Genomic DNA, 24,042 nt, shown 5'->3' on the forward strand with positions numbered 1-24,042 from the left:
ATTGATTCACGATCGGTACTTCATTCCGGAGCGAGCATCCCAATTCGTGCGCGACGGGCAAATTATGGATAACCAAATCTTGGGCTCCATATGACAGTTCCTTACCGACGTCCGAAGCGTCAAACTTTGTGAAGTGACGTAATACGCAATTGAGGGAATTCAATTGCGTGCTAGCTTTTTTAGCCATAGACATTCCAATTCCGACGAACAGAAATCGAACGTTCGTGCCGAATCCGCGCGGATACACGGCACGAAGTCGATTGCCCACCCTATGAGGATGCGCCGTGACTCTTCAGGCCAATGACGCCGTCGCCGCCCCGAGCGGCATGATCGAGCTCTCCCACAGCTTCGACGCGAACCGGTTCATCGCGGCGCTCGACCGCGACGAACGCGCGGCGCTGGTCGCTCACCTGCAGCTGGTTCACCTGAGATCCGGTCAGGTGCTGTGCGAACCCGGCGAAATGCTGAGCGCCGTCTATCTACCCGTCACGACGGCCGTTTCGTTGCAGTACGTATCGTCGGGCGGCATGACGCTGGAAGTGGCCGAGATCGGCAGCGAGAGCATCGTGTGCGACGACGTGATCGGCGGCAGCGGCAGCATGCCGTGCCGCGCGGTCGCATGCCGCGACGGCTTCGTCTATCGGCTCGACCGGCGCGTGTTCGCGCGCGCGTTCGACGCGTCCCCGGTGATTCGCCATCTGGTGTTCGTGTGCGTGCGGCTGCTGATGGCGCAGGTGTCGCAGATCACGTTCTGCAGCCGCCACCATGTGCTCAAGCACCAGTTGTGCAGATGGTTCCTGCTCGCGTACGACCGCTCGCGCAGCATCGAGATCCAGGTGACCCACAGCATGCTCGCGCAGATGCTCGGCGTGCGGCGCGAGACGGTCACCGACGCGGCGGGCGAAGTCCAGAAGCTCGGCCTGATCCGCCAGTATCGAAGCTCGATCGTGCTCGCGAATCTCGGCGGCCTCGAGAAGATGTCGTGCGGCTGCCGCGCGATCGTGCGCGACGAGATCAACCGGATCCTGTCGGCCGACTCGGGCGTGACGACCGCCGCGCGCGCTTGACCGATTCGGCATTTCGGCGCGCCCGGTCGATCGCGTTCAGCCGACTGTAGGGTGGCGAACAGAACGTCGTGCATGCGGATGGTCTACTGATGCCGGACTGCCGGGGGGATGTCAGCGCGCTGCGCGCGTTCGCCCGAGCGGACGACACCACGCACGCCGGAGCAGCACGTGAAAAACGAAATCAGAACCATCCTGAAGCACGTCGCCAATCTCGAAGCCGCGATCGATTCGATCGGCGACGGGGACGACCTTTACGACGCGGGCCTCTCGTCGCTCGACACGATCCAGCTGATGCTCGCGATCGAGAAGCACTTCAACGTCGAGATCCCCGACGAGATGCTGAACCGCAACCTGTTCCGCAGCGTCGACGCGCTCGCGGACGCGGTCGCCAGCCTCCAACGCTCCGAGCATTCCGCATGAGCGCGCTCCTTCCCGAACTCGCGCCCCCCGACGAAGCGTATCGGCTCGACGAGGCCGCCCTCGCCGTCGCGCAGGTCGCCGCGCAACACGCGGATGCGGTCGATCGCGACGCCCGTTGTCCCGTCGAGGCCATCGAGGCGATGCGCGCCCGCCGCCTGCTCGGCGCGATGGTGCCGACCCATCTGGGCGGCGCCGGCGCATCGCTCGCCGACGTCGCATCGGCCTGCTCGATTCTCGGCCGCGCCTGTGCGTCGTCGGCGATGGTGTTCGCGATGCACCAGATCCAGGTTGCCTGCATCGTCGATCACGCGGCCGACCAGGGATGGCATCGGCTGTTCCTGCAGCAGCTCGTGCGCCATCAATGGCTGCTTGCATCGGCGACGTCCGAAGACGGCGTCGGCGGCAACCTGCGCACGAGCCAGTGCGCGCTCGAGACGAACGGCGGCGAGTTCAGGCTGCGCAAAGCGGCGCCGGCGATCTCGTACGGCGACTACGCGGACGGCATCCTCGCGACCGCACGCCGCGACGCCGACGCACCGGCGTCCGAACAGGTGCTCGTGACGCTGCTGCGCGACGGCTATACGCTCACGCGCCGCAACGAATGGGACACGCTCGGCTTGCGCGGCACCTGCAGCAACGGCTTCGTGCTGGAGGCGCAAGGCGCGACGGTCCAGTGCGCGCCGGTGCCGTTCGCGCAGATCGCCGAACAGACGATGGTGCCGGTATCGCACATCCTGTGGGCCGCCGTGTGGATCGGCGTGGCCGGCGACGCGTTCCAGCGCGCGCATCAGTTCTTCCGCGCGCAGGCGCGTCAGTCCGACGGCGCGCCGTCGCCCGCGGCACGACGGATCGCCGAATCGCTGGACCTGATGCAGGCGATGCAGGCGCGCGTCGACAGCGTGCTGCGCCTCTACGGCTGCGCGTCGGCGCGTTCGTGGTCGGCCGGCATGGCGTGGGCCGCCGAGGTCAACACGCTGAAGACTTACGTATCGACGGCCGCGCTCGAAGTCGTGCAGCAGGCCATGATGATCTGCGGGATGGCCGGCTACAAGAACGGCACACCGTACAGCGTCGGCCGCCATCTGCGCGACCTGCAGGCCGCGCCGCTGATGATCAGCAACGACCGCATCGCCGCCAACACTTCGAACCTGCTGCTCGCCTTGCGTCCGTCGACGCTGGAGAAACTCTCGTGAACGATCGCCTCTCCGTGACTTCGGCCGGCTCCGCCGCCACGCCCGCCGACGCGCCGCTCGACCGCGCCGGCGTGAACCCGCTGCGCGACGAACTGGTGGACGCCGGCCTGCTGGTGTCGACCGGCATCCAGGGCCTGTTCGGCCGCAGCGAGCGGTTCGAGCGCGTCGTCGAAGCGCTCGACGCATTCGTCACGCGCCTCGGCGCCGACCAGCATGCGGAGGTCCTGCGCTTCCCGCCAGCGATGAGCCGCACCGAGTTCGAGCGCAGCGAATACATGAAGAGCTTCCCGCAACTCGCGGGCAGCGTTCACGCGTTCTGCGGCGACGAACAGCGGCACCAGCGCGTGCTGCAATGCCTCGATCGCGGCGAAGACTGGACCGAAAGCCAGAAGCCGACCTACGTCGTGATGACGCCGGCCGCCTGCTATCCCGTCTATCCGGTCGTCGCGCGCGCCGGGGCGCTGCCCGACGACGGACGCATCGTCGACGTGTTCTCGTACTGCTTCCGCCACGAACCGTCGCTCGACCCGACCCGCATGCAGTTGTTCCGGATGCGCGAGTACGTGCGAATCGGCACGCCCGAGCAGATCGTCGCGTTCCGCCGCACCTGGATGGAGCGCGGTACGCGGATGATCGACGCGCTGCGCCTGCCGAACGAAATCGATCTCGCGAACGACCCGTTCTTCGGACGCGGCGGCAAGATCGTCGCCGACAGCCAGCGCGAGCAGAACCTCAAGTTCGAGCTGCTGATCCCGATCGAGCACGACGGCCGTCAGACCGCCTGCCTGAGCTTCAATTACCACATGGACCACTTCGGGCTGCTGTGGGACATCCGCACCGCGAGCGGCGACGTCGCGCACACGGGCTGCGTCGGCTTCGGCCTCGAGCGCCTCACGCTCGCGCTGTTCCGCCATCACGGCTTCGACCTCGACGCGTGGCCGGCCGACGTGCGCGACGCGCTGTGGGGCACGCGATGAGCTTCGTGTCACGCGACGGCGAGGACGCGTCGTTCGACGACGTGCGTCATCGCGCGCGCCACTACCGGCCGCACCCGCTGCACAGTCAGGAGATGGTCTGGAAGCAGACCAACTGCTACGTCGACATGTGGCTCGAGGTGCTGCGCTGGTGGGGGCTCAATCCGTACGCGGCGCTGCCGTTTACGATCGCGATGGACTTCGAGGGCGACCAGTTCACGTTCTTCAAGTTTCCGCACGACGAGCTGGAACGACTGTACGGCATCGTCGTGCAGGAACACTCGATCTACGAGCCGCTCGCCCAGCACATCGAGACGCAGGTCGCGCGCGGCCATCTGATGATCGTCGAGGTCGACGCGTGGTTCCTGCCCGATACGCGCGGCAGCGCCTATCGCACGCAGCATACGAAGACGACGATCGGCATCGACGCGATCGACCGCGTGCGCCGCCAGCTCGGCTACTTCCACAACAGCGGCTATTACGTGGCCGAGGAGATCGACTACGACGGGCTCGTCGGCGGCAGCTCGCCGATGCCGTTGCCGCCGTACGTCGAGTGCGCGAAGCGGCGTTTCGCGCCGCTCGACGAGCGCGTGCTGTGCGACGTGTCGCTCGCCGCCTTGCAGCGGCATCTGCGGCGCCTGCCGCTGGTCAATCCGGTGGCGGCGTTCCGCCGCCAGTTGCAGGCCGATGCGAAGTCGCTCGCCGCGTCGCCGCTCGAACGCTTCCACGGGTACTCGTTCAATTCGGTGCGGCAGCTCGGCGCGAACTTCGAGCTGTTCGGTCATTACGCGCGCTGGCTGCAGGCGAGCGGCTGCATCGGCCCGTTCGCCGACATACGCACGGCGTGCGAGCGCATCGCGGCGGAATCGATGGTGCTCGAATTCCGGCTTGCGCGCGCCTGCGCACGCGGCAAGGAGGAGCGCGGCGATGCGACGCTCGACGCGATCGAAGCGGCCTATACCGACCTGATCGCATGCGCGCAGCAGATCAGCCCGCCGCTGCGGCACCCGGCGCCCGTTCGCTGCGAAGCGGCCGCCGTGCCGGCGACGCGGTGACGCGCGCGTCGGCAATGCCGGCGTGGTCGATGCTCGCGACGCCGGCAGGCGCGGCGCCCGCGCCGTCCGATCTTCCGGCCGGCGCCGGGTGGATCGCGGCGCCGGTGCCGGGCACCGTCGCGCAGGCGCTCGCCGTCGCGGGCCGTCTCGACGAGGCCGCGTCGCTCGACGAGCGCGACCACTGGTATCGCGTCGAGCTGCGCGGGCACGGCGCGCGCCTGCTGCGCTTTCACGGTCTCGCGACGCTCGCGCAAGCGTGGCTCGACGACACGCCGATCCTGCACTCGGACAGCATGTTCGTCACGCACGACGTGCGCGTGACGCTCGCCGGCCAGCACACGTTGTTCGTCTGTTTTCGCGCGCTCGCGCCGCACCTGCGCACCGCACGCGCGGCGCGGCGCGCACGCTGGCGCACGCGGCTCGCGGAGCCGGCGACGCTGCGCACGGTACGCACGTCGCTGCTCGGACACATGCCCGGCTGGTTTCCGCATTACGTGCCGACCGGTCCGTGGCGGCCCATCGACGTGCTCGACCCGGCCGAGGGCACCGTGCCCGCGCATTGCGACCTGCATGCGCGCGTCGATGGCGACACCGGCTGGCTCGACGCCGAGCTCACGTTCGCCGCACCGCTGCCCGACGCGTTCGCGGCCAGGCTGTCCTGCGGCGAGCACCACGCGACGCTCGAACGCGCCGGCGCCGACCGGCTGCTTGCGACCGTCGCCGTGCCGAACGTGCGGCTCTGGTGGCCGCACACGCACGGCGAACCGGTGCTGTACGACATCGCGCTGCATGTCGGCGCCGAGCGCATCGTGCTCGGTGCAACCGGGTTTCGCACGATCGAGCAGCACGCGGGCGACGACGGCAACGGCTTCGGGCTGCGCGTGAACGGCACGCCCGTGTTCGCGCGCGGCGCATGCTGGAGCAGCGCGGCGCCGCTCGCGCTGCATGCGGACGATGCGACCTACGCGCGCCTGCTCGGCCTCGCGCGCGACGCGGGCTTCAACATGATTCGGGTCGGCGGCACGATGACCTACGAAGCCGACGCCTTCCACGCCTGGTGCGACCGGCTCGGGCTGATGGTCTGGCAGGACTTCATGTTCGCGAACTTCGACTACGCGCTCGACGATCGCGCGTTCGCCGACGCCGTCGACGCGGAAGCCGACCAGTTCCTCGCGCGGCGCCGCGCATCGCCGTCGCTTGCGGTGCTGTGCGGCGGCAGCGAGATCGCGCAACAGGCGGCGATGTCGGGGCTCGGCCCGAAACAACGCGCCGTCGAATTGACGGCCGAGCGTCTCGCCGCCCGCGCCGCGGCATGGCGGCCCGACGTACCGTACGTCTCCGATTCGCCCGACGGCGGCGTGCTGCCGTTCGTGCCGCGCGAGCGCGTGTCGCACTACTACGGCGTCGGCGCATACCTGCGGCCGCTCGACGATGCGCGGCGCGCCGACGTGCGGTTCGCGAGCGAATGCCTCGCCTTCGCGAACGTGCCGTGCGATGCGACGCTGGAGCGCATCGGCCGGCCGCATCCGCACGAACCGCGATGGAAGGCGGCCGTCCCGCGCGATCCCGGCGCGTCGTGGGACTTCGACGACGTCCGCGACCACTATCTGCGCACGCTGTACGACGTGGCGCCCGAGCGCCTGCGGCGCGAAGACCCGGCGCGCTACTTCGAACTGTCGCGCGCGGTGATCGCCGACGTGATGCGCGAGACGTTCTCCGAGTGGCGCCGCACCGGCTCGCGCTGCGCGGGCGCGCTCGTGTGGCAGTTCCAGGACGTGATGCCGGGCGCCGGATGGGGCTTGCTCGATGCCGCGCATCTGCCGAAATCGGGATGGTACGCACTGCGCCAGGTGCTGCAGCCGGTGCAGATCGTCGTGGTCGACGAAGGACTGAACGGCCTCGACGTGCACGTGATCAACGAACGCCCGGCGCCGCTGACGGCGAGCGTCGAGCTGGTGGCGTTGCGCGACGGCCGCACGCCGGTCGCGCGCTGCGGCGGGCAGGTTCGACTCGCCGCGCACGATGCGGTGCGGCTCGGCTCGGCCGAATTGCTCGGGCGCTTCTTCGACTGGACCTACGCGTATCGCTTCGGACCGTGCGAGCACGACACCGTCGTCGCGTCGCTGCGCGGCGACGACGGCGCGCTGCTGTCGCAGGCGTTCCACTTTCCGTCGCGCACGCATCCGGCCGTGTTCGCGCGACGCGATCCGGGCATCGAAGCGCGCGTGTCGCGCGCCGGCGACGCGTGGCACGTCGACATCGACACGCGCCACGTCGCGCGTCACGTGCAGATCGATGCACCGGGCTTCATGCCGCTCGACGACTGGTTCCATCTCGCGCCCGGCGCGACCGCGCGCGTCGCGCTGATCCCGCAACCTATCGGCACGCCGCGCATCGACGACGCGCCGCCGAGCGTCGACATTCGCGCGGTCAACGCCGCGCGAACGGTACGCGCAGCGTTGGCCGTCTGACGCCGAGAGAAATGAACCGCCCGCTGCAGCGGCGGCCGTCGCGCGTCAGTCGGACGAGCCCGTGCCGCGCGGCCGCTCGATGCCGTACGCTTCCATCCAGCGATACAGCGTCGCGCGCGACACGCCGAGCTCCCGCGCGGACGCGGCGACGCGCCCGCGCGTGCGCAGCAGCGCGGTTTCGATCGCTTCGCGCTCGATCGACTTGCGGATGTCGGCCACGGACGGCGATGCCGCATCGAGGCAATATTCGAGCTCGAGATCGTGCGCGGTGATCAAACGTCCTTCCGTCATCACGACCGCGCGTCTCACGCGGTTGATCAGCTCGCGGACGTTGCCGGGCCAGTCATGCTTGTAGAGCGCGGTGATCGCATCGCTCGAGAAGCCGCGCACGCGATGGCGCGCGTCGCTGCGAAAGCGCTCGAGCATGTGATGCGCGAGCAGCTCGATGTCCTTGCCGCGCGCGCGCAGCGGCGGCTGGTCGATCCGCATCACGCAGAGGCGATGAAACAGATCCGCGCGGAACCGCCCTTCCTCCATCGCTTCGCGCAGGTCGACGTGCGTCGCGGACACGATGCGGACGTCGACCGGCACCGGATCGCTGCCGCCGAGCCGATGAATCGAGCGCTCCTGCAGGAATCGCAGCAGGCTGGCCTGGCTCTCGTGCGGCAGGTCGCCGATTTCGTCGAGCAGCAGCGTGCCGCCGTTCGCAGCTTCGACGTAGCCGACCTTGCGCGCGTTCGCGCCGGTAAACGCGCCGCGCTCATAGCCGAACAGCTCCGACTGCAACAGGTGCGGCGGAATCGCGCCGCAATTGACCGCGACGAACGGGCCGTTGCGCCGTTCCGAATGACGATGGATCGCGACCGCCGTCAGCTCCTTGCCGGTGCCGGTCTCGCCGAACACGAACACCGGTGCGTCGGTGCGCGCGAAACGCCGCACCGTGTCGAACAGCCTCAGCATCGCGCTGCAGGTGCCGACGATCCCGTTTTCCTGCGATTCGAGCCGCTCGCGATCGCGCGCGAACAGACATTCCATGCCGTACGCATGGCCGACGGTATCCGCGATCCTTTGGTGCGACGCGGGCAACGTGATGTAGTCGAAGCAATAGTCGCGCAACAGCGCGCGCACGTTCGCCGACGCCGTCTGGCCGGTCTCGACGAGCGCGACCCACACGACGCCGCGCATCGACGCACAGGTGGACGCGATGCTGCCGATCGCGTCGGCATGGCCGCCGCTCAGATCGAGGATGCCGCAGGTGATTTCGCCGGAGGTGTCGCGCAACTGGCTCGCGTTCGCGACTACCGTGACCTTCCAGTTGCGCCGCGTCAGTTCCTTGCGAAGCATGACGGACGGCGACTGGGTCCAGTAGATCAGCGGACGCTGCCCGTTGGCCCTCCCTTCGCCGGCACTTTTATCGCGCGTTATTGGGATATTCATAGCGCACCATCACTTTCTCCTCTCCGCGAATCGTTCGCGTGCGCTCCGGGCGGCGGCGCATAGCCACCGGTCCGCGCTGCGTTGCCGCAGCCTTGGCGAAGATCGAAACTGCACACGGCGAGAACCCCCGGAGGTCGAGCCGAATGTCATCCGGCCTCGTTTTCATCGAACTTGAAGAGGAACGTGCGGCCGCGAAGCCACGACGTCCCGGCTTACATGCGACGCGCCATTACCAATGGGCACGCCGGTAAACGGAATTTCCGCTTGCAGTCGCGTCGAGTCGTACACGACAGCCGTGCTCGATACCGAACCGCCGGCCGCCATATCGCTCCCGGACTGGCCGCCTCGTTGCATCCGCCCGGAATTTACACCCGGTCGCCGGACGGTCGTGTTACCAAAAGATAATGCTGAATCCGGCGGTAACCGCGCCGGCACGCCGCCTCCAGCCGACTTTCGATCACCAGTTTTGATTATCCATGAACAATCGAGAGGTTTAGTGGCGAATACCACATTTTCGCAACATACGCGCCGCGGATTATCCGCGATTTTTGTCGAAATACCCAAGAACGACCGCCACCATCGCCCTCACGTCACATAATTGCCGGCGTGGCCGGGCCGCCGCTTCGAGGCCAGGCGGCGCGCAGCGCGCACGACTGTTACACGTCGTATCGCCTCCGCCGCCCGGCCGCTCAGACCCTCCCCAGCGCCGCGGGCCGCCCAGCCTGCCCGTCGCGCGCGAGGCCGTCGACCGCCACGTCGTCGTGCTGGGCCGGATCGGCAAGGCCGGGAGCGCCGGCCATCTCGTCCAGCAACGCGGCATGGCCGTCCAGCACGAAGCGCGTCAGCTCGCGCCGGAAGCGCGCCGCGCCGAACAGCTCCGCATTCGCGCGACATGCGTGCGGGCTGATCGAGCCGCGCGGCAGCGCCTCGAAGCGCGCGAGCGCGTCGAGCAGCGCGTCGACCGACTGCGTGCGAAAGAACAGGCCGGTAGCGCCCGCGCCCGGCCACGCGCGCACCGACTCGCGCACGCCGCCCTTGCCGTATGCGATCACGGGCGTGCCGCAGGCCTGCGCCTCGACCGGCGAGATGCCGAAATCCTCTTCGGCCGCGAACACGAAGGCGCGCGCGCGCTGCAGGTGGTCGTGCAGCACGTCGAACGGCTGATAGCCGAGCAGCGTGACGTTCGGGCCGGCCAGTGCGCGGATCTTCGCCATCTCCGGCCCGTCGCCGATCACCACGAGACGCCGCTCCGGCGTCCGCGAAAACGCCTCGACGATCAGGTCGATCCGCTTGTACGGCACCAGCCGCGACGCGGTCAGGTAGAACGCCTCCTTGTCGGTGCGCAACGCGAGATGCTCGACGTCGACCGGTGGATAGATCACCGTCGCGTCACGCCGATAGGTCTTGCGGATGCGCCGCGCGATGAAGCGCGAATTCGCGGCCACGCGATCGACGCCGTTCGCCGAGCGCGCATCCCAGTTGCGGATGTAGTGCAGCAACGCGCGCGCGAGCGCCGACTTCGCGCCGTGCGCGAGGCCGGCTTCGTTCAGATACTGATGCTGCAGATCCCACGCGTAGCGCACCGGCGAATGCACGTAGCTCGCATGGAACTGGTCGGGGCCGCTCAGCACGCCCTTCGCGACCGCATACGAGCTCGACAGCACGACGTCGTAGTCAGACAGGTCGAACTGTTCGATCGCCAGCGGAAACAACGGCAGATAGCTGCGATAGCGCGTGCGCGCGAACGGCAGCTTCTGGATGAACGACGTGCGTACCGCGCGGCCGCGCAGGCACTCGCGATCGTCGAGGAAGTCGACGAGGCTATAGAGGTCGGCCTGCGGAAAGCAGTCGATCATATGTGCCAGCACGCGCTCGGCGCCGCCGGGCGACACCAGCCAGTCGTGAACGATCGCTATCTTCAAGTGCGGCCCCTGGTTCTTCCTTCACGTTCGCCATGAGCCGGCCACACGGTTCGTGCGCCGGCCGTCTGCAGCAATTATCCGAAGGGAGCAGCGCGGCCGATGTGTGCTGCCGCACACTGCGCCGTTCGCGCTGCGCGCTCCTGCACGTATACGTAGCGTCAGTACGCTTTCGAACAGACCGGCATACGGCGCATCCGGATCATCGACGTTGCCGCACCGCACGCGCCGCACGGCCCGTGCGGCACTGCGTGTTGAATGCTTCACGCGAGGACCGCATCATGGAATGGCATTGTTGTGAATTCGAACATCTGAGCGCCGTCGATCTCTACGCAATCCTGCGCGCGCGCAACGCCGTGCTGGTGGTCGAGGATGCGCATACGCATCTGGACATCGACGGCAAGGACGCCGGCGCACTGCACGTCTACGCGACGCAGCGCCACGGCGACGTGGCCGAAGTCGCCGCCTACGCGCGCATCCTGCCCGGCGACGACATCGATCCCGACGTCGTGATCGACAAGGTGCTGACGAGCGAGGCGTGTCGCGACGACGATACGCTCGAGCATCTGCTCGAACGCGCGCTGACCGCCGCGCACGCCGCGTGGCCCGATGCCGCGCTGCGCACGCACGTGCCCGCCGCGCGGCAGGCGTTCTACAAGCAGTTCGGATTCCGCAAGGCTTACGGTCCGTTTCTCCATCAGGGCGCGCCGTTCGTCGGCATGATTCGCCCGGCGCAACGCGCTGCCGGCGCGCTGCGTCAGCTGCTGTCTCGCGCGGTGTCGGTACAGCGCGACCGCAACGAAGAGGCGCGCGCCGACGGCCGCGCTCATGGCCGACTGGCCGCCGATTCCGGAGCCAACCGATGATCCGCACCCTTCGCCAAGTCCCCGATCCCGCGCTGCCGCGCATCCTTCCCGTGATCCTCGCCGGCGGCTCCGGCACGCGCCTCTGGCCGCTGTCGCGCGAGCAGTTTCCGAAGCAGCTGATCGAGCTGACGTCGAACGAATCGCCGCTGTCGGCGACCGCGCGTCGTCTGAACGGCATCGCGAACGCGTCGCTCGACGACACGCTGCTGCTCGTCTGTAGCGAACAGCATCGGACGCTCAGCGCTGCGCAGGTGACCGACCGTGCCGCGCCGGCGCGCATCCTGCTCGAGCCGGCGCCGCGCAACACGGCGCCCGCGCTCACGCTCGCCGCGCTCGACGCGAGCGCGTTCGCGGACGATCCGGTGCTCGCGGTGATGCCGGCCGATCACGTGATCGTCGACGTCGGCGCGTTCCAGGACGCGATCGCACGCGCGGCGCGTTACGCAGAGGAAGGCGCGATCGTCACGCTCGGCGTGTTGCCGCGCCGCGCGGAAACGGGCTACGGCTACATCCAGGTCGGCGCGCCGCGCAACGGCTGCCACGGTAGCCAGGGCGGCTATTCGATCGGGCGTTTCGTCGAGAAGCCCGACGAGGCGCTCGCCGAGCGCTATCTGCAATCGGGCGATTACTGGTGGAACAGCGGGATCTTCGTCACGCGCGCGTCGGTCTGGTTGAAGGCGATCCGCGCGCTCGCGCCCGCGATTCATGCGTGTTGCGAAGCGGCATGGCGCGCGGGTATCGCCGAAGATCCGTTCTTCCGGATCGACGCGGCCGCGTTCGACGCATGCCCGTCCGATTCGATCGACTATGCGGTCATGGAGCGCTTGCCCGAACACGGCGAGCTCGGCATCGAAGGGATCGTCGTGCCGCTCGCGGCCGGCTGGTCGGACGTCGGCACCTGGGACGCGATCTGGGAAATCATGCCGAAGGACGATCACGGCAACGTCGCGCGCGGCCCGATCGTGTTCGAGGACACGCAGGACAGTTTCGTGCGCTCCGAAGGGCGGCTCGTCGCGTGCGTCGGCATGAGGGACGTGGTCGTGATCGAAACGCCCGACGCCGTGCTGGTCGCGAACAAGCACGACGTGCAGCGCGTGAAGAACATCGTCGCGCGGCTGAAGAACGACCGGCGGCCGCAGGCGATCGAGCACCGCAAGGTGCAGCGGCCGTGGGGACACTACGATTCGATCGACCTCGGCGAACGGTTCCAGGTGAAGCGGATCGTCGTCGAGCCGGGCAAGCGCCTGTCGCTGCAGATGCACTATCACCGCGCCGAACACTGGATCGTCGTGCGCGGCACCGCACGCGTCACGCGCGGCAGCGAGACGTTTCTGCTCAGCGAGAACGAATCGACGTACATCGCGGTCGGCGAAGTGCATCGCCTCGAGAATCCCGGCAGGATTCCGCTCGAGATCATCGAGGTGCAATCGGGCGACTATCTCGGCGAGGACGATATCGTGCGGTTCGACGATCAGTACGGCCGGCCGGTCGACGCGCTGCCTGCGGAGCAGGCATAGCGCGGCGGCGATACCGCGCGCCGTGAGCGGCGCGCGGTCGAACGCCGCTAACGCTGCTTACGCGCTGGCGCTCGACCCGTGCTTGCCGCCGTCATTCGCGCTTCGCGACTGCGCGCACATGCGGCAGCAGCGCGACGTTCGCGCCAACCACGTCAGGCGCGATCGCTCGTGATCGCAGTGCGCCCGCGCACGGTGCGGCCATCGCGTCGGCGGCCGTGCAATCGCGTCCCGGACCGACCCGCACCGGCATCCCGCCGATCTCCGACAAGCGGTTGTCGGCAAGCTGAACCCCCGACACGTTGCCCCACAGCCGAATGCCGTCGAACCGCGCATGCGACACGCGGTTGCCGATCACGGCCACGCGCGTCACCGTGCCCGACCACGTGCTGACGTCGATCGCCGCCTGCTGCGTGAGCGGCCGCGGATCGCTGCGCCCGCTCGCGGTCTGGATGGATGCGATCACGTTGCGCTCGATGCGGACGTTGGACGCGCCATAGGTGTGGTAACTGTCCTCCTGCGCGACGAGGATGCCGGCGCTCACCTGCACGTCGTGCACGACGTTGTCCGAGATCGTCACGTCGGCGCCGCCGACCACCGTGATCCCGCGGCCCCAGGCGTTGCCCTCGAGCACGTTGCCGGTGATGAGCACGTTGCGGCTCAACGCGCCGTCGGCGGCGTAGCTGACCACGGCGATCATGTCGTCGCCGGTGTCGCGCACGACGTTGTGCCGGACGAGCACGTTGCGCGCGCCGTGCGTGATGTGGATGCCGTCCGCGAGCGTGGACAGCACGCGATTGTCGACGATCGCGACGTCCGCGCCGCCGAACACGAAGATGCCCGCGCTGGCGCCGCCGTCGATCACGTTGTCGAGCACCTGCACGTCGCGCCCGGTGACTTCGACCTTGGTCGACGCCGGTGTATCGAGGCGCGTCGCGCCCGTTCCGCCCAGGCGGAAGCCGGCGAGCGTCGTGCCGTCGCCGCGCAACTCGATCGTCTGATCGGCGGCATCGGTTGCGCTCAGCGTCGCGCCGTAACCCGATACCAGGACGTGCGGCTGCCGCACGACGAGCGAACGGCCGACGACATAACGCCCCGGCACGAACGTCAATCGCTGACCGGGCCGCAGCGCGTCCAGCGCGCGTTGCAGCTCGTCCGCCTGGTCGGTCGCATTCGGCGCGGGACGAACGTAAACGTTGGCGCTGTCGGCGGGACGCGCGCTGCGTGCCGGCGCGCGCGACACATCGTCCGCGTGCGCCGGTGCACCGAGCGCGCCGGCCAGCGTCATGCCGGCCAGCACGCGAGACAAGCATCCCGGTCTGCGCATATCGAAACGTTTCTCCGTATCGGCCGCGCGTGGCGGTCGGCGAGACGATCGAGCGCCGCTCAACCGACGCCTCGACGAATCCGCCATTCGATCCGCTCAGCCATTCGCTTCGCCGGTCGCGAGCACACCGCTCGCGCGCCGCGACGTGAGTGCATGCGCGAGCTTCACGAACGGCGCTTCGCACAGCAGGTAACCGGCCCACGACAACGGAATCAACGGCAGCAGCGGCACGATCATGTAAACGCCGAGCGGCCATCCGACCAGATGAAAGCGCTGGCACAACCAGAACGCCGCAAACAGCGGAAGGCTGTGCAACAGATAGACCGAGTAACTGATCTTGCCGATCCACGCGAGCGGACGGTTGCGCAGTTTGAGCACAGTCGCCAGCATCGCGAACGCCGCGATGCCGATCATGTATGCGAGCGAGATCGGCAGATGAAACGCGTTGTGATGCCGCCAGTCGTCGATCGCGCCCGCGAGCGCGACGCCGACCACCGCTATCGTCACGTACGCGAGCGCCGCCCGGTACGTCATCGACAGCCGGGACAACGGCCCGCTTGCGGCCAGCCGCAGACGCAGCAGTTTCGACGGAGCGTCATAGGCCTGGCGGAAACAGGCGCCCCAGAACATGATGCCGAGGTGATACGGCATCGTCTTGTACTGACTGAGCATCTCCGCCGGGAACACGTGCAGCGCGACCGTCGACGCGAACAGCGCACACAGCGCGACCGTGACGACACACAAATTCAGCATCCGATGCAGCCAGCCGCACCAGAACAGAAGCAGGCACACGACATAGAAATACAGCTCGGTCTCGAGCGTCCAGCCATGCGGCAGGATCAGGCTCGCGCCGAACGCAGCCGGGATCATCGTCACGTTCGCCAGCATCCCGTGCGCGTCCATGGTCTTGTCGAACAGCACCCAGTGAACGAAGTAGCCGGCCGGCAATGCGAGCCAATACGCGGGATACAGCCGGAAGAAGCGCCGAATGACGAACCGCTTCGTGCCCGGGCCGAGGTCGCCGTGCAGGCTGGTCGGAATCAGCATGCCGCTGATCGCGAAGAAGATCACGACGCCGATCCGGCCGAAGTTCACCGACCGCTGCAGCGCGTCGAGCGCCTGCTGCGAGCCGGCCAGCTCGACGAACCGCTCCGCGTAATGCGTCCATATGACGAGGATCACCGCAATCGCGCGCATCGCGTCGATATGCTGAAATCGCTCCGGATTTTTCGCTGTTGACATGACTGGAATGGTGACGGCTCAACACACGGGGCTGCCCGTACGGGAATCGGAACATCCGGCGCCGATCACCGACAACGCAGACGGAATCGCCCGCCCCGTTCGCAGGCGGATCACCTGCGCGCCATGGCCGAGCGTGCTTCGAAAACTTCGTCGCGCCACGCCGCGTGGCGACGACGACGACACGAGCGCGGCGGCGACGTCCGGCATCGCCCGCCGTGCTTCACCTGGCGTGCGCGTGTCTCGCGTCGACGCAATACCACCAGATCAGCGCGAGCAATGCGTAAAACGCCGTGCGCGAGCCGAACATCATCCAGTACTCGCCCTGCTGAACGGCGAACGTCGCATAGGAGAACACCTTGGCGATGAGCCACAGCATCACGACGCCGCCGCGCATCGCGACGAGGATCTGCAGCGCGCCGAGCGCGCCATACACCAGCCCCGTCATCGCGACGAACAGCGCGCCGCCCGCATAGCCGAACCAGTACACGGGCACGGCCATGTTCCCCATCGTGAACGTGACGTCGTCGAACATGTACGCGCGCAGCACGCTCGGCTCGGTGTACGACATCATCAGATCGCGCAAGCCGCTCGGCTCGGATTCGTCGAAGAAGGTCGGCATGGTCCACGAGCGCAGCGAACTCACGAAACGCCAGAACGCATCGGTGCCGCCGAGCCGTGGCGCGGTGAACATATGGGCGTCGTTGTCGACCACGTACCACGGCTGCCCTTGCAGCAGGAAGCGCGACGACAGCATGTCGGCCACTTCCAGCCCTTGACCGCGATACGAGTAGATGATCGACACGGCGCCGAGCAACAGCGCGAGGCCCGCGCCGATGCCCAGATAACGCACGACCGGCTTGCCGTTCATCGCATGGATCGCGATGAACGGCGCGAGCGAGCACAGCCCGATGTGCAGCACGGCCATGAACTGCTCGCCGTGCATCACGTTGAGCGCGAGATCGACCGCCATCGTCAGGATCGCGGCCGCCCGGATGCGCTTGTCGGGGCTGGTCGCGATCGTGCCCAGCAGGAAGCCCATGAACGACTGGTTGTTCAGGAACAGGTTGAACATCGTCCCGTTCGACGAGTCGTTGCGCAGCGCATAGCGGTTGATGCCGGAAAACAGCGAGAACCCGGACGTCAGCCCGGCGAGCACGCCGATCGCGATGATCGTCGCCGCGAGCACGAATCCGATCGCGATGCTGTGCGGCTGCAACGTGATCCGCGCCTTGATCGGTACGCGCACCGGACGCTCGTCCAGGAACCGGTCGAACGCAACGAGCGCACAGACCACGAAAATCACATAGAACGACAGCAGCCGGCTGAACGCGCCGGTCGCGTCGCCGATCACGTCCGTTTCCGTCAGATAGCCGCCGTTCTCCAGCCCCACGCCGGCGAGGAACGCGGTCATGCCGATCGCGAGCACGTACAGCATCGACACCGCGAACACCGGCCGCGACCTGACCAGGCCGACCAGCGCCGCCGTCGCCAACAGCAGCGTGCACAGCGCGCTCGATTCTTTCAGGCCGAGCGCCGGCATCGCCGCATTGAACAGCAGCGCGAGCGCGAACAGCGTCAGCAACATCACGCCGCTCGCAGAAGCGACGCCGCGGCCGCCGCCCATCGTTCCCGTGGTTCTATTCATGCTGGCTCATGCATGGCTCATGCTGATTCATGCTGCTGCAACCCGAAGTTGCGTTCGACCGTCGGCGCCGCGCGTTGCGGCCGGTAAGGCGCGCCCGGCTGCCGCGCGCGGTCCATCCCGTTGCGATCGGTCATGTGTCGCGCTCCGTGGCGATCGCCGTCACGCAGCCTTGCCGAGCAGTTCCTTTCTTACGCGCGTCCAGGCCCTGAACAGGAACGTCTCGGCCGCAACGTCGCGACGGTCCGGCTGCGCGCGCGGCCCCTTCGCATCGCGATACGCGTTCGCGTAATAACCGTAGCGAAGCGGCGAAGGATCGAAACCGTTGAATACGAGGCCGTCGACCTTCGCGCCGATCCGTTGCAGGTTCTCGACCGCTTCCGCAACGTCGGCGCTGCCGATCGAGCCCTGCCGCGCGACCATCAGCGTGATGTCGGCGAACCGCGCCAACATGGCGACGTTGGCGGCCGGACGGGTCAGCGGCGCGTCGACGACGATCATGTCGTATTGACTGCGCAGTCGTGCGAGCAGCGCGTCGAGCTTGTCGGCGCCGTACAAATTGCGCGCGGGCTGCGCGTGGGTTCCGGCCGGCAGCACGTCGAGGTTCTCGTCGACGCGGCGAATCGCCCGCTCGGGATCCAGCGATTGCTTCAGTACGTCCGACAAGCCTCGGTCCGCCTTCACCCGCAGCGCGTGCTCGATGCCGGATTGCCGCGCGTCGGCGCGCAGCAGCAACGTCTTGAGGCCGTCTTCCGCGAACAGGCACGCCAGGTTCGCGGCGATCATCGACTTGCCCTGCCCCGGCTCCGGCGACGTGATCAGCACCGTCTTCGAGCGGCCGTGCTCGACGCCCGTCTTGCAACGCAGCAGCAACGCGAGATTGGCGAGCGCTTCGGCGAGCGGCGTGTCGGGGTCGTCCCTGACGGCGACCGACGCCGGGCGACCGAGTGCATCGCCATCGACCGGCTGCGGCAACGACGGCAGTATGCCGAGCATCGGGACGCCGACCGCCGCCTCGAGATGCTTCGGATCGCGCACGCGCCGGAAGAACCACGCGTAGCCTTGCGCGGCCGCGGCGCCCAGGATCAGGCCCACCGCGGCGCCCAGTGCGAGCACGAGCATCCGCTTCGGGCGAATCGGCTTGTCGGTCGGAACCGCCTTGTCGACGATCGACGCATTGCCGACCGTGCCTGCTTTCGCGATCTGCAGCTGCTGGGTGTTGTTCAGCAAGCCCACGTACAGCTGGTTGTTGACCTCGACATCGCGGGCGAGCCGCAGATAGGTCTGCTGCTGAGAAGGCAGATGCGCGACCTTGTCTTTCAACTCGGCCGACTGCTGATCGAGCGTCTTCAGCTTGTTGACGACGGCGGTCAGCTGAGGCTGCCCGGCCACGTACTTCGACGACAAGTCCTGATACTCGAGCTTGGCCTCGAGCCGCGCCTTGTCGACGAGCGCCAGTTGATCGATCAGCAACCTCACGTCGCCCTGCGAATCGATCGAGCCCTGCGCGTTGCGAAACGAATTCAGCGCCTGCTCCGCCTGCTCCAGACGGGCCTTCACCACCGGCAGTTGCGTCTCGAGAAACGCGAGGCTGTGCTCGGCGTCCTCGGAACGCCGCCTTGCGTTCACGTCGAGATAAGCGGCGGCGATCGCATTGAGCAGCCGCGCGGCGGACACCGGGTCACGGCTTTCGAGGCTGAGCTGCATGATCCCCGACTGCCGCTTCGTTTCCGCGCCCGCCAGCTTCGTCAGGACCGAATCGAGGCGCTCGGCCGTGGTCACCCGCCGTACGCGGAATTCCGTACCGGCGCGCGCGACGATGCGCGCGATGTCGACGCGATAGCCGTTGGCTTCGCTCGGCTTGCCGATTACGCCCTTCAGCACCTCCTGTCCGTCGCTGTCCTTCAGCGAAAACCGGTTGCCGGCCAGATAATCGAGCTCCAGCTTCTTGTCGATCTGCGATTCCGGTACGTCGAACCTGCGGAATTCGATGCGCTCACCGCCCCAGGCGAAGAACGGCGTACTGAACGGCGCGATGACGAGCCCGTCCGCGTCCTTCGGCAACACCGATTCGACGAACCCGCCGACGAGCGGAATCCGGTTGCCGACGGTCGCCTCGGCCTGCGCGACGGTTTCTTCGATGGCTTGCGTGACGACCGTGCGCGAACGCGCGACGTCGATTTCGCCGATTACCGCAGAGTTCTGAATGTCGAGTGCGTTCGATATTTCGGAAAGCGCGCCCAACGCGCTATGTTTGTTTTCCTGAACCTGAATCAGCGTATCGACGGAGTAAACCGGCGCAGCCGAAACGGCATAAATCAATGCCAATAAAAAACAGCCCAGAAAGACCGAAATAAATGCATAACGATAATCGAGCACGTTCTCCAGCAATTCGGTCAGCGCAAACCGCGGCGCGTCGCGGGAAATACTGCCCGCTCCGTCCCGGTATTCATTAGATGCGGCTCTATCCAGTGTCATGCATATGCTCCCAAATTGCTGCCCACACAGGCGGGTGGCGACGATACGCGCAGGCCGTCCGTGCCGCGCGGCTCGTCCGGGCACGGCCCGCCGGCGCGCCTGCGCCGCACCGGATGGCGGGCCGGCGAAGCATGCACGCGCCGGCCGCCGCCCACGAAACGCCATTGATTCTGTTTACCCGAGCCACTATGCGTTAAACCCGCCGGCCACTAAGTGCGATGGCTTACATTAATGGCCACTCAGTGCGCCGACCACTGGGTCGCCGACCGGTCTCATGCTATGTTGGGTGGCCTGTTGTTAAACGTGCGCGCAAGCGATGACATCAAGAACCGGTGCCGTTTCACGAGCGCGCGATTCCATCTCGTTCGTCCGTCGCTTCACCTCGATTTAACGGTCTTTATCAAACGACGTGCAATCGCCCGCTTGATTCGAATCCGGGTCATGGCCGGCCGGCAAGCCGAATGGCCGATCGCGCGCCGGGCAACATCGTGTCGCGTCGGCGTCCGTGCTGCGTCGCTTCGAACCGAAGCGACGCAGCACTTGAGAGACGTCGCGCAATGCTCTTCTGTCTACCATCGCGAATGACGACATGAACAACCACTCGCTATCCGATACGCTCGCGCCGACGCGCAACGATGCGCCGCTGCGACAGACGCGCGTCGCGCTCGCCGTGGCGCTTGCCGCGCTGCTGTCCGCCTGCGCAATGGCGCCGGGCCAGCACATGACCGCGCCGGCCGCGTTGCCGGTCACGACGGCCGACAACGGCGACGTGACGAGCGACATGAAGGTCGCGGTCAAACAGATCGATCTGACGCTGATCGGCCAGATCCATGCGGCCCAGAAAGGTCATACCGCCGCGCCGATCCCCGGCAATCTGCTCGGCAAGCCGAGCGGCTACAAGCTCGGCCCCGGCGACGTGCTGCAGATCACCGTCTGGGATCACCCCGAATTCGCGGCCGCGGTCGGCCAGCCGACGCCGAATACCAGGCCGTCCGACGCGGCGCCCGGCTTCGTCGTCGACAGCGACGGCAACGTGCAGTTTCCCTTCGTGCCGCAGCCGATTCACGCGGCCGGCAAGACGGCCGCGCAGGTGCAGCGCGAGCTCGACGCCGAACTCCGCAAGGTGTTCATCAAGCCGCAGGTGACCGTGCGCGTCGCGTCGTTCCGCGCGGAGCAGATCTATGTGGACGGCGAAGTGCGCGCGCCCGGCTCGCAGGCGATCAACGACATCCCGATGACGCTCGTCGAAGCCGTCAATCGCGCGGGCGGCTTTGCGCCGAGCGCCGACCAGAGCCGCGTGACGATCACGCGCAACGGCACGATCTATCCGGTCAACGTCGCGCAGATGACGAAGACCGGCCGCAGCCCCGCCGCGATCATGCTGCAGCCGGGCGACCTGCTGCACGTGGCCGCGCGCGACGACAATCCCGTATACGTGATGGGCGAAGTGAACAAGCCGCTGGCCGTGCCGCCGCAGCGCGACGGCACGCTCACCTTGAGCGCGGCGCTGTCCGAGGCCGGCCAGTTGAATCAGCAGACGTCGAACGCCGGACAGGTATTCGTGTTGCGCAAGGATGCCGACAGCCCGCCGGTCATCTATCACCTCGACCTCGAATCGCCCGTTTCGATGCTGCTCGCGAACCAGTTTCCGCTCGCGTCGAAGGACATCGTCTACGTCGACAATACCGGACTGGTCCGCGCGAGCCGCGTGCTGAACCTGCTGCTGCCGGCCATCAGCGCCGGGTTGACCGGCGCGCTCATCACGAAGTAGGCGGCAGATCGCGGAAAGGCGGCGGCAGTGCGCGCCGCCTTTCCGGCGCAGCACCGCGGCTGCATGGAGATCCGGCGCGTCACACCCTCACCGCTCTCCCTACCACCCCACCCCGCGCATGATCGCGTCATCCCGAACGCGCCGACAGGTTCAGCAAGCCCACGCGTTCGCGGCACAGCACGTATGCGAGCGCGACCGCCACGGCCGATTCGGCGATCAGCACCGCGATGGCCGCACCGCGTTCCGCGAACAGCATCGCGAGCGGCGGCAGCAGCGTCACGTTCAGCGCGCCGGACGAAATCAGGATGATGCTGAAAGTGCGCTTCATGCCCATCGGCAGCATCGTCTGAACGCCGAACAGGTCGGTCATGCAGGCCATGAACGGCACCAGCGCGAGGCAGCGCAGCACGCCGACCGTCGGCGCGAACGCATCGCCGTACAGCATCCTGACGACGAACGGCGCGCATACGTAGATCGTCGCCGACATCGCCAGCACCAGCGCGCCCTGCAGCACGATCAGCTTGCGCAGGAACGCGAACGCGTCGTCGCGCGCGTGGTGCATCAAGTACGTGACGTGCGGATAGGTGGCGGCCCTCAGCGGTTGCAGCAGCCCGACCGCGGCGCGGATCAGCTTGTCGCCGGCGGCAAAATAGCCGGCCGCGACACTGCCCGAGACGATGCTCAGCAACACGGTGTTGGTCGACGCGTAGAACGAGATCGACGTCGAGGCGAGAAACACCTGCGAGCCGCCTTTCAGCGCGGCGGCGATATCGGCCACGCCGACGCGCACGCTGTCGACCTCGCGCCGCAGGAACAGGTACGCGAGCAACGTCACGCCGCACAGCACCGGCACCGCCGCATTGATCGCGACCGCGTGCAGCAGATCGTCCGGCGTGCGCACCCAGGCGAAGAACGCGACGACGCTGCATGCGCGGTACACGACCACCGTGACGCTGTAGACGCTCAACTTCTGGATGCCCTGAAAGTACCAGCCGGGCGTCAGCGCCGCGCCGACCGCCATCCCGAACCCGATCAGCAGCGCCGTGCGTTCCGCCGCGAAATGCGGGACGAGCAGCGTCAACGCGAGCAGCACCGCGAACCCGGCGACCGTGATCGCCCATTGCGCGCTGACGGTCGCCCAGAAGATGCGCGAGCGCTCCAGCTTGCCGTTCGCGAGCGCGACGCGCGGCGTCGCCGTCAGGTCGAAGCTGTAATTGGCCAGATTGATGAAATACGTGGTGACCGCGAGGACGAACGACAGCCGCCCATACTGCTGCGGCCCGAGCACGCGCGTCAGCAGCGGCAGCGTCACGAGCGGCACGACATACGTCGAGATTTGCAGCGCGAACAACAACGCAAAGTTTTTTCGAACAGCGGTCATCGGGCTTTCAGGCGGTGAGAGAACGGTGTGCCGACCGTCAAGGCGCACACGCGCGCGGTGCGTGCGCGTCGATGCCGAGCACCGCACACAGCGACGCGGCGTAGCACTCGACCGAGTAAGGCGACCAGTCGTAGCGACGATCGGCGATAGCGAGATGCGTGCGCAATTCGGCGAGCGCACGCGCGAAGCCGTCGGGCGTGTTGCGGTAGAGAATCTTGTGGCCGATCTCGTCGCCGAACGTCGACAGGCTGCCGATGTCGTGGACGAGCGCCGGCAAGCCGAGCATCGCAGCCTCGACGATCACGAGCGGCGCATTCTCGGCCCAGATCGACGGCAAGATCAGCGCGTCATGGAGCGGGAGCGCGGCAAACAGCGTGGCATGGTCGACGCGGCCGGCGAAACGCAACCGCCCCGATTCGACGAGCGCCGCGTATTGCCGCTCCAGCTCGCCGCGCTCCGTTCCGTCGCCGTAGACGGTCAGCGACGCGATCGCATCGCCGGCCGGCCCGCTCATCAGCGCGAGGAACGGCGCGAGGCCCTTGTCCCAGTCCACGCGGCCGACGAAGGCGAGATCGAGCCGCTCGCCGCGCGGCGGTTTCGGCGGACGCGGCACCAGCGTCGAATCGATCGGGTTGCGCACGAGCGTCGCGCGGGCGCGACCGCGCTGCGCGATCAGATCGCGCATGAACGGACTCGGACACAGAATCTCGTCGAACAGCCCAAGCGGATCGAACAGCGTATCGACCGCATGCCAGTGCAGCTTCTTCACGACGTCGTGGACGAAGCCGCGCGGGCTGGCCGTCATCGCGATGCGCCGGCGGCTGCGCAATCGTTCGATCGACAACGGCTGCGCGCGGCCGCGCGAGTAGACGAGCAGGCTCGGGTTGTAGAACAGCAGGTGGTAGTCGTGCGCGGTCATGAACAGGCCGCAATCTGCGTGGCGCTTGTAGCGCGCGAGCACGGGCAGGATCGCGCTCGACAACAGGTTGTGGTAGTTGTGCACGAGGATGCGTTGCGGGCGAAACCGGTCGAGCAGCGCGTCGAGCGCGCGGGCGGCGGCAGGCGACCACGCATGCGCGCGCGCGCTGCCGGCCAGCTCGGGCACCGCCTGCTGATCGAACGTCTCGACTGCGACGCCGTCGCGTGCGCGCAGCACGTCGGCGGACAGCCGGTACACCTCCTCCGCGCCGCCCTTGCGCGCGAAGTCGTTGATCACCAGCACGCGCATCACGCTCGCCCCCGGCCGCCGCAATGCCGGGCGCGCGAGGCCGCGTCGTGCGCCGAC

Annotated in this window: 17 protein-coding genes; 9 read left to right on the plus strand and 8 right to left on the minus strand. The window is 67.5% G+C overall.

The features are described from left to right. The first annotated feature begins 326 nt into the window (after window positions 1–326). From MYA_RS21305 to MYA_RS21330, 6 genes are all read left to right on the plus strand, one after another. Window positions 327–1,067, plus strand: a complete 741-nt coding sequence (locus MYA_RS21305; RefSeq protein WP_011882070.1) for a Crp/Fnr family transcriptional regulator — start codon at window positions 327–329, stop codon at window positions 1,065–1,067. Window positions 1,068–1,235: 168 nt separating this feature from the next. Then, window positions 1,236–1,487, plus strand: a complete 252-nt coding sequence (locus tag MYA_RS21310; RefSeq protein WP_011882069.1) for an acyl carrier protein — start codon at window positions 1,236–1,238, stop codon at window positions 1,485–1,487. Continuing rightward, complete coding sequence (locus tag MYA_RS21315; RefSeq protein WP_014725002.1) at window positions 1,484–2,680, plus strand: acyl-CoA dehydrogenase family protein; 1,197 nt, start codon at window positions 1,484–1,486, stop codon at window positions 2,678–2,680. The genes MYA_RS21310 and MYA_RS21315 overlap by 4 nt, the downstream gene beginning before the upstream one ends. Then, a complete protein-coding gene (locus MYA_RS21320; RefSeq protein WP_041494149.1) occupies window positions 2,677–3,657 on the plus strand; it encodes an amino acid--[acyl-carrier-protein] ligase in 981 nt (326 codons plus the stop codon). The genes MYA_RS21315 and MYA_RS21320 overlap by 4 nt, the downstream gene beginning before the upstream one ends. After that, window positions 3,654–4,709, plus strand: a complete 1,056-nt coding sequence (locus MYA_RS21325) for a DUF1839 family protein (RefSeq protein WP_041494294.1) — start codon at window positions 3,654–3,656, stop codon at window positions 4,707–4,709. Before MYA_RS21320 ends, MYA_RS21325 begins: the two co-directional genes overlap by 4 nt. Window positions 4,710–4,738: 29 nt before the next feature. Then, the gene (locus tag MYA_RS21330) at window positions 4,739–7,180 is read left to right on the plus strand and encodes a glycosyl hydrolase 2 galactose-binding domain-containing protein (protein ID WP_233624131.1); all 2,442 of its coding nucleotides are present in this window, start codon (window positions 4,739–4,741) and stop codon (window positions 7,178–7,180) included. A 45-nt stretch (window positions 7,181–7,225) separates the two neighbouring features. Here the strand turns inward: MYA_RS21330 and MYA_RS21335 are convergent, their stop codons facing one another. Together MYA_RS21335 and MYA_RS21340 are read right to left on the minus strand one after the other, a co-directional pair. After that, window positions 7,226–8,617, minus strand: a complete 1,392-nt coding sequence (locus tag MYA_RS21335) for a sigma-54 dependent transcriptional regulator (protein WP_011882064.1) — start codon at window positions 8,615–8,617, stop codon at window positions 7,226–7,228. 689 nt (window positions 8,618–9,306) lie between these two features. Then, window positions 9,307–10,539, minus strand: coding sequence for a glycosyltransferase family 4 protein (locus tag MYA_RS21340; protein ID WP_014725006.1), 1,233 nt, complete (start codon window positions 10,537–10,539; stop codon window positions 9,307–9,309). Window positions 10,540–10,817: 278 nt separating this feature from the next. On the opposite strand from MYA_RS21340, the gene MYA_RS21345 reads away from it, so the two are divergent. Then, on the plus strand, window positions 10,818–11,402 hold the full coding sequence (locus MYA_RS21345) for a drug:proton antiporter (protein ID WP_011882061.1): 585 nt from the start codon (window positions 10,818–10,820) through the stop codon (window positions 11,400–11,402). Continuing rightward, a complete protein-coding gene (locus MYA_RS21350; RefSeq protein WP_014725008.1) occupies window positions 11,399–12,919 on the plus strand; it encodes a mannose-1-phosphate guanylyltransferase/mannose-6-phosphate isomerase in 1,521 nt (506 codons plus the stop codon). The genes MYA_RS21345 and MYA_RS21350 overlap by 4 nt, the downstream gene beginning before the upstream one ends. 91 nt (window positions 12,920–13,010) lie before the next feature. On the opposite strand, the gene MYA_RS21355 is transcribed toward MYA_RS21350, so the two are convergent. From MYA_RS21355 to MYA_RS21370, 4 genes are all read right to left on the minus strand, one after another. Then, window positions 13,011–14,243 carry a right-handed parallel beta-helix repeat-containing protein gene (locus MYA_RS21355; protein WP_041494150.1) on the minus strand — a complete coding sequence of 411 codons (1,233 nt, stop codon included), beginning with the start codon at window positions 14,241–14,243 and terminating at the stop codon, window positions 13,011–13,013. A gap of 96 nt (window positions 14,244–14,339) precedes the next feature. Continuing rightward, window positions 14,340–15,485 (minus strand): acyltransferase family protein, encoded by a 1,146-nt coding sequence (locus MYA_RS21360; protein WP_014725010.1) that lies wholly within the window; start codon window positions 15,483–15,485, stop codon window positions 14,340–14,342. 220 nt (window positions 15,486–15,705) lie between these two features. Next, window positions 15,706–17,130 carry a DUF6418 domain-containing protein gene (locus MYA_RS21365; protein WP_011882057.1) on the minus strand — a complete coding sequence of 475 codons (1,425 nt, stop codon included), beginning with the start codon at window positions 17,128–17,130 and terminating at the stop codon, window positions 15,706–15,708. Window positions 17,131–17,289: 159 nt separating this feature from the next. After that, window positions 17,290–19,605: a GNVR domain-containing protein gene (locus MYA_RS21370; protein ID WP_014725013.1), complete on the minus strand. Its 2,316-nt coding sequence runs from the start codon at window positions 19,603–19,605 to the stop codon at window positions 17,290–17,292. Window positions 19,606–20,194: 589 nt separating this feature from the next. On the opposite strand from MYA_RS21370, the gene MYA_RS21375 reads away from it, so the two are divergent. Then, entirely contained in the window at window positions 20,195–21,376 is a 1,182-nt protein-coding gene (locus tag MYA_RS21375) for a polysaccharide biosynthesis/export family protein (RefSeq protein WP_011882055.1), read from the plus strand. Window positions 21,377–21,503: 127 nt separating this feature from the next. Here MYA_RS21375 and MYA_RS21380 read toward each other — a convergent pair whose 3' ends face one another. Further along, window positions 21,504–22,757, minus strand: coding sequence for a flippase (locus MYA_RS21380; RefSeq protein ID WP_014725014.1), 1,254 nt, complete (start codon window positions 22,755–22,757; stop codon window positions 21,504–21,506). Between the two features lie 37 nt (window positions 22,758–22,794). Continuing rightward, entirely contained in the window at window positions 22,795–23,985 is a 1,191-nt protein-coding gene (locus MYA_RS21385) for a glycosyltransferase family 4 protein (RefSeq protein ID WP_041494151.1), read from the minus strand. Window positions 23,986–24,042: the final 57 nt, after the last annotated feature.

It is taken from the genome of Burkholderia sp. KJ006, assembly GCF_000262695.1.
Lineage (GTDB): Bacteria > Pseudomonadota > Gammaproteobacteria > Burkholderiales > Burkholderiaceae > Burkholderia > Burkholderia vietnamiensis.

What these genes read in the sequence shown, in the direction of transcription:
- MYA_RS21330 (WP_233624131.1), top strand. Translation starts at nt 4,739, where the DNA reads ATGCTCGCGACGCCGGCAGGCGCGGCGCCCGCGCCGTCCGATCTTCCG.
- MYA_RS21355 (WP_041494150.1), bottom strand. Translation starts at nt 14,243, where the DNA reads ATGCGCAGACCGGGATGCTTGTCTCGCGTGCTGGCCGGCATGACGCTG.
- MYA_RS21345 (WP_011882061.1), top strand. Translation starts at nt 10,818, where the DNA reads ATGGAATGGCATTGTTGTGAATTCGAACATCTGAGCGCCGTCGATCTC.
- MYA_RS21385 (WP_041494151.1), bottom strand. Translation starts at nt 23,985, where the DNA reads ATGCGCGTGCTGGTGATCAACGACTTCGCGCGCAAGGGCGGCGCGGAG.
- MYA_RS21380 (WP_014725014.1), bottom strand. Translation starts at nt 22,757, where the DNA reads ATGACCGCTGTTCGAAAAAACTTTGCGTTGTTGTTCGCGCTGCAAATC.
- MYA_RS21365 (WP_011882057.1), bottom strand. Translation starts at nt 17,130, where the DNA reads ATGAATAGAACCACGGGAACGATGGGCGGCGGCCGCGGCGTCGCTTCT.
- MYA_RS21305 (WP_011882070.1), top strand. Translation starts at nt 327, where the DNA reads ATGATCGAGCTCTCCCACAGCTTCGACGCGAACCGGTTCATCGCGGCG.
- MYA_RS21350 (WP_014725008.1), top strand. Translation starts at nt 11,399, where the DNA reads ATGATCCGCACCCTTCGCCAAGTCCCCGATCCCGCGCTGCCGCGCATC.
- MYA_RS21370 (WP_014725013.1), bottom strand. Translation starts at nt 19,605, where the DNA reads ATGACACTGGATAGAGCCGCATCTAATGAATACCGGGACGGAGCGGGC.
- MYA_RS21315 (WP_014725002.1), top strand. Translation starts at nt 1,484, where the DNA reads ATGAGCGCGCTCCTTCCCGAACTCGCGCCCCCCGACGAAGCGTATCGG.
- MYA_RS21360 (WP_014725010.1), bottom strand. Translation starts at nt 15,485, where the DNA reads ATGTCAACAGCGAAAAATCCGGAGCGATTTCAGCATATCGACGCGATG.
- MYA_RS21375 (WP_011882055.1), top strand. Translation starts at nt 20,195, where the DNA reads ATGAACAACCACTCGCTATCCGATACGCTCGCGCCGACGCGCAACGAT.
- MYA_RS21325 (WP_041494294.1), top strand. Translation starts at nt 3,654, where the DNA reads ATGAGCTTCGTGTCACGCGACGGCGAGGACGCGTCGTTCGACGACGTG.
- MYA_RS21335 (WP_011882064.1), bottom strand. Translation starts at nt 8,617, where the DNA reads ATGAATATCCCAATAACGCGCGATAAAAGTGCCGGCGAAGGGAGGGCC.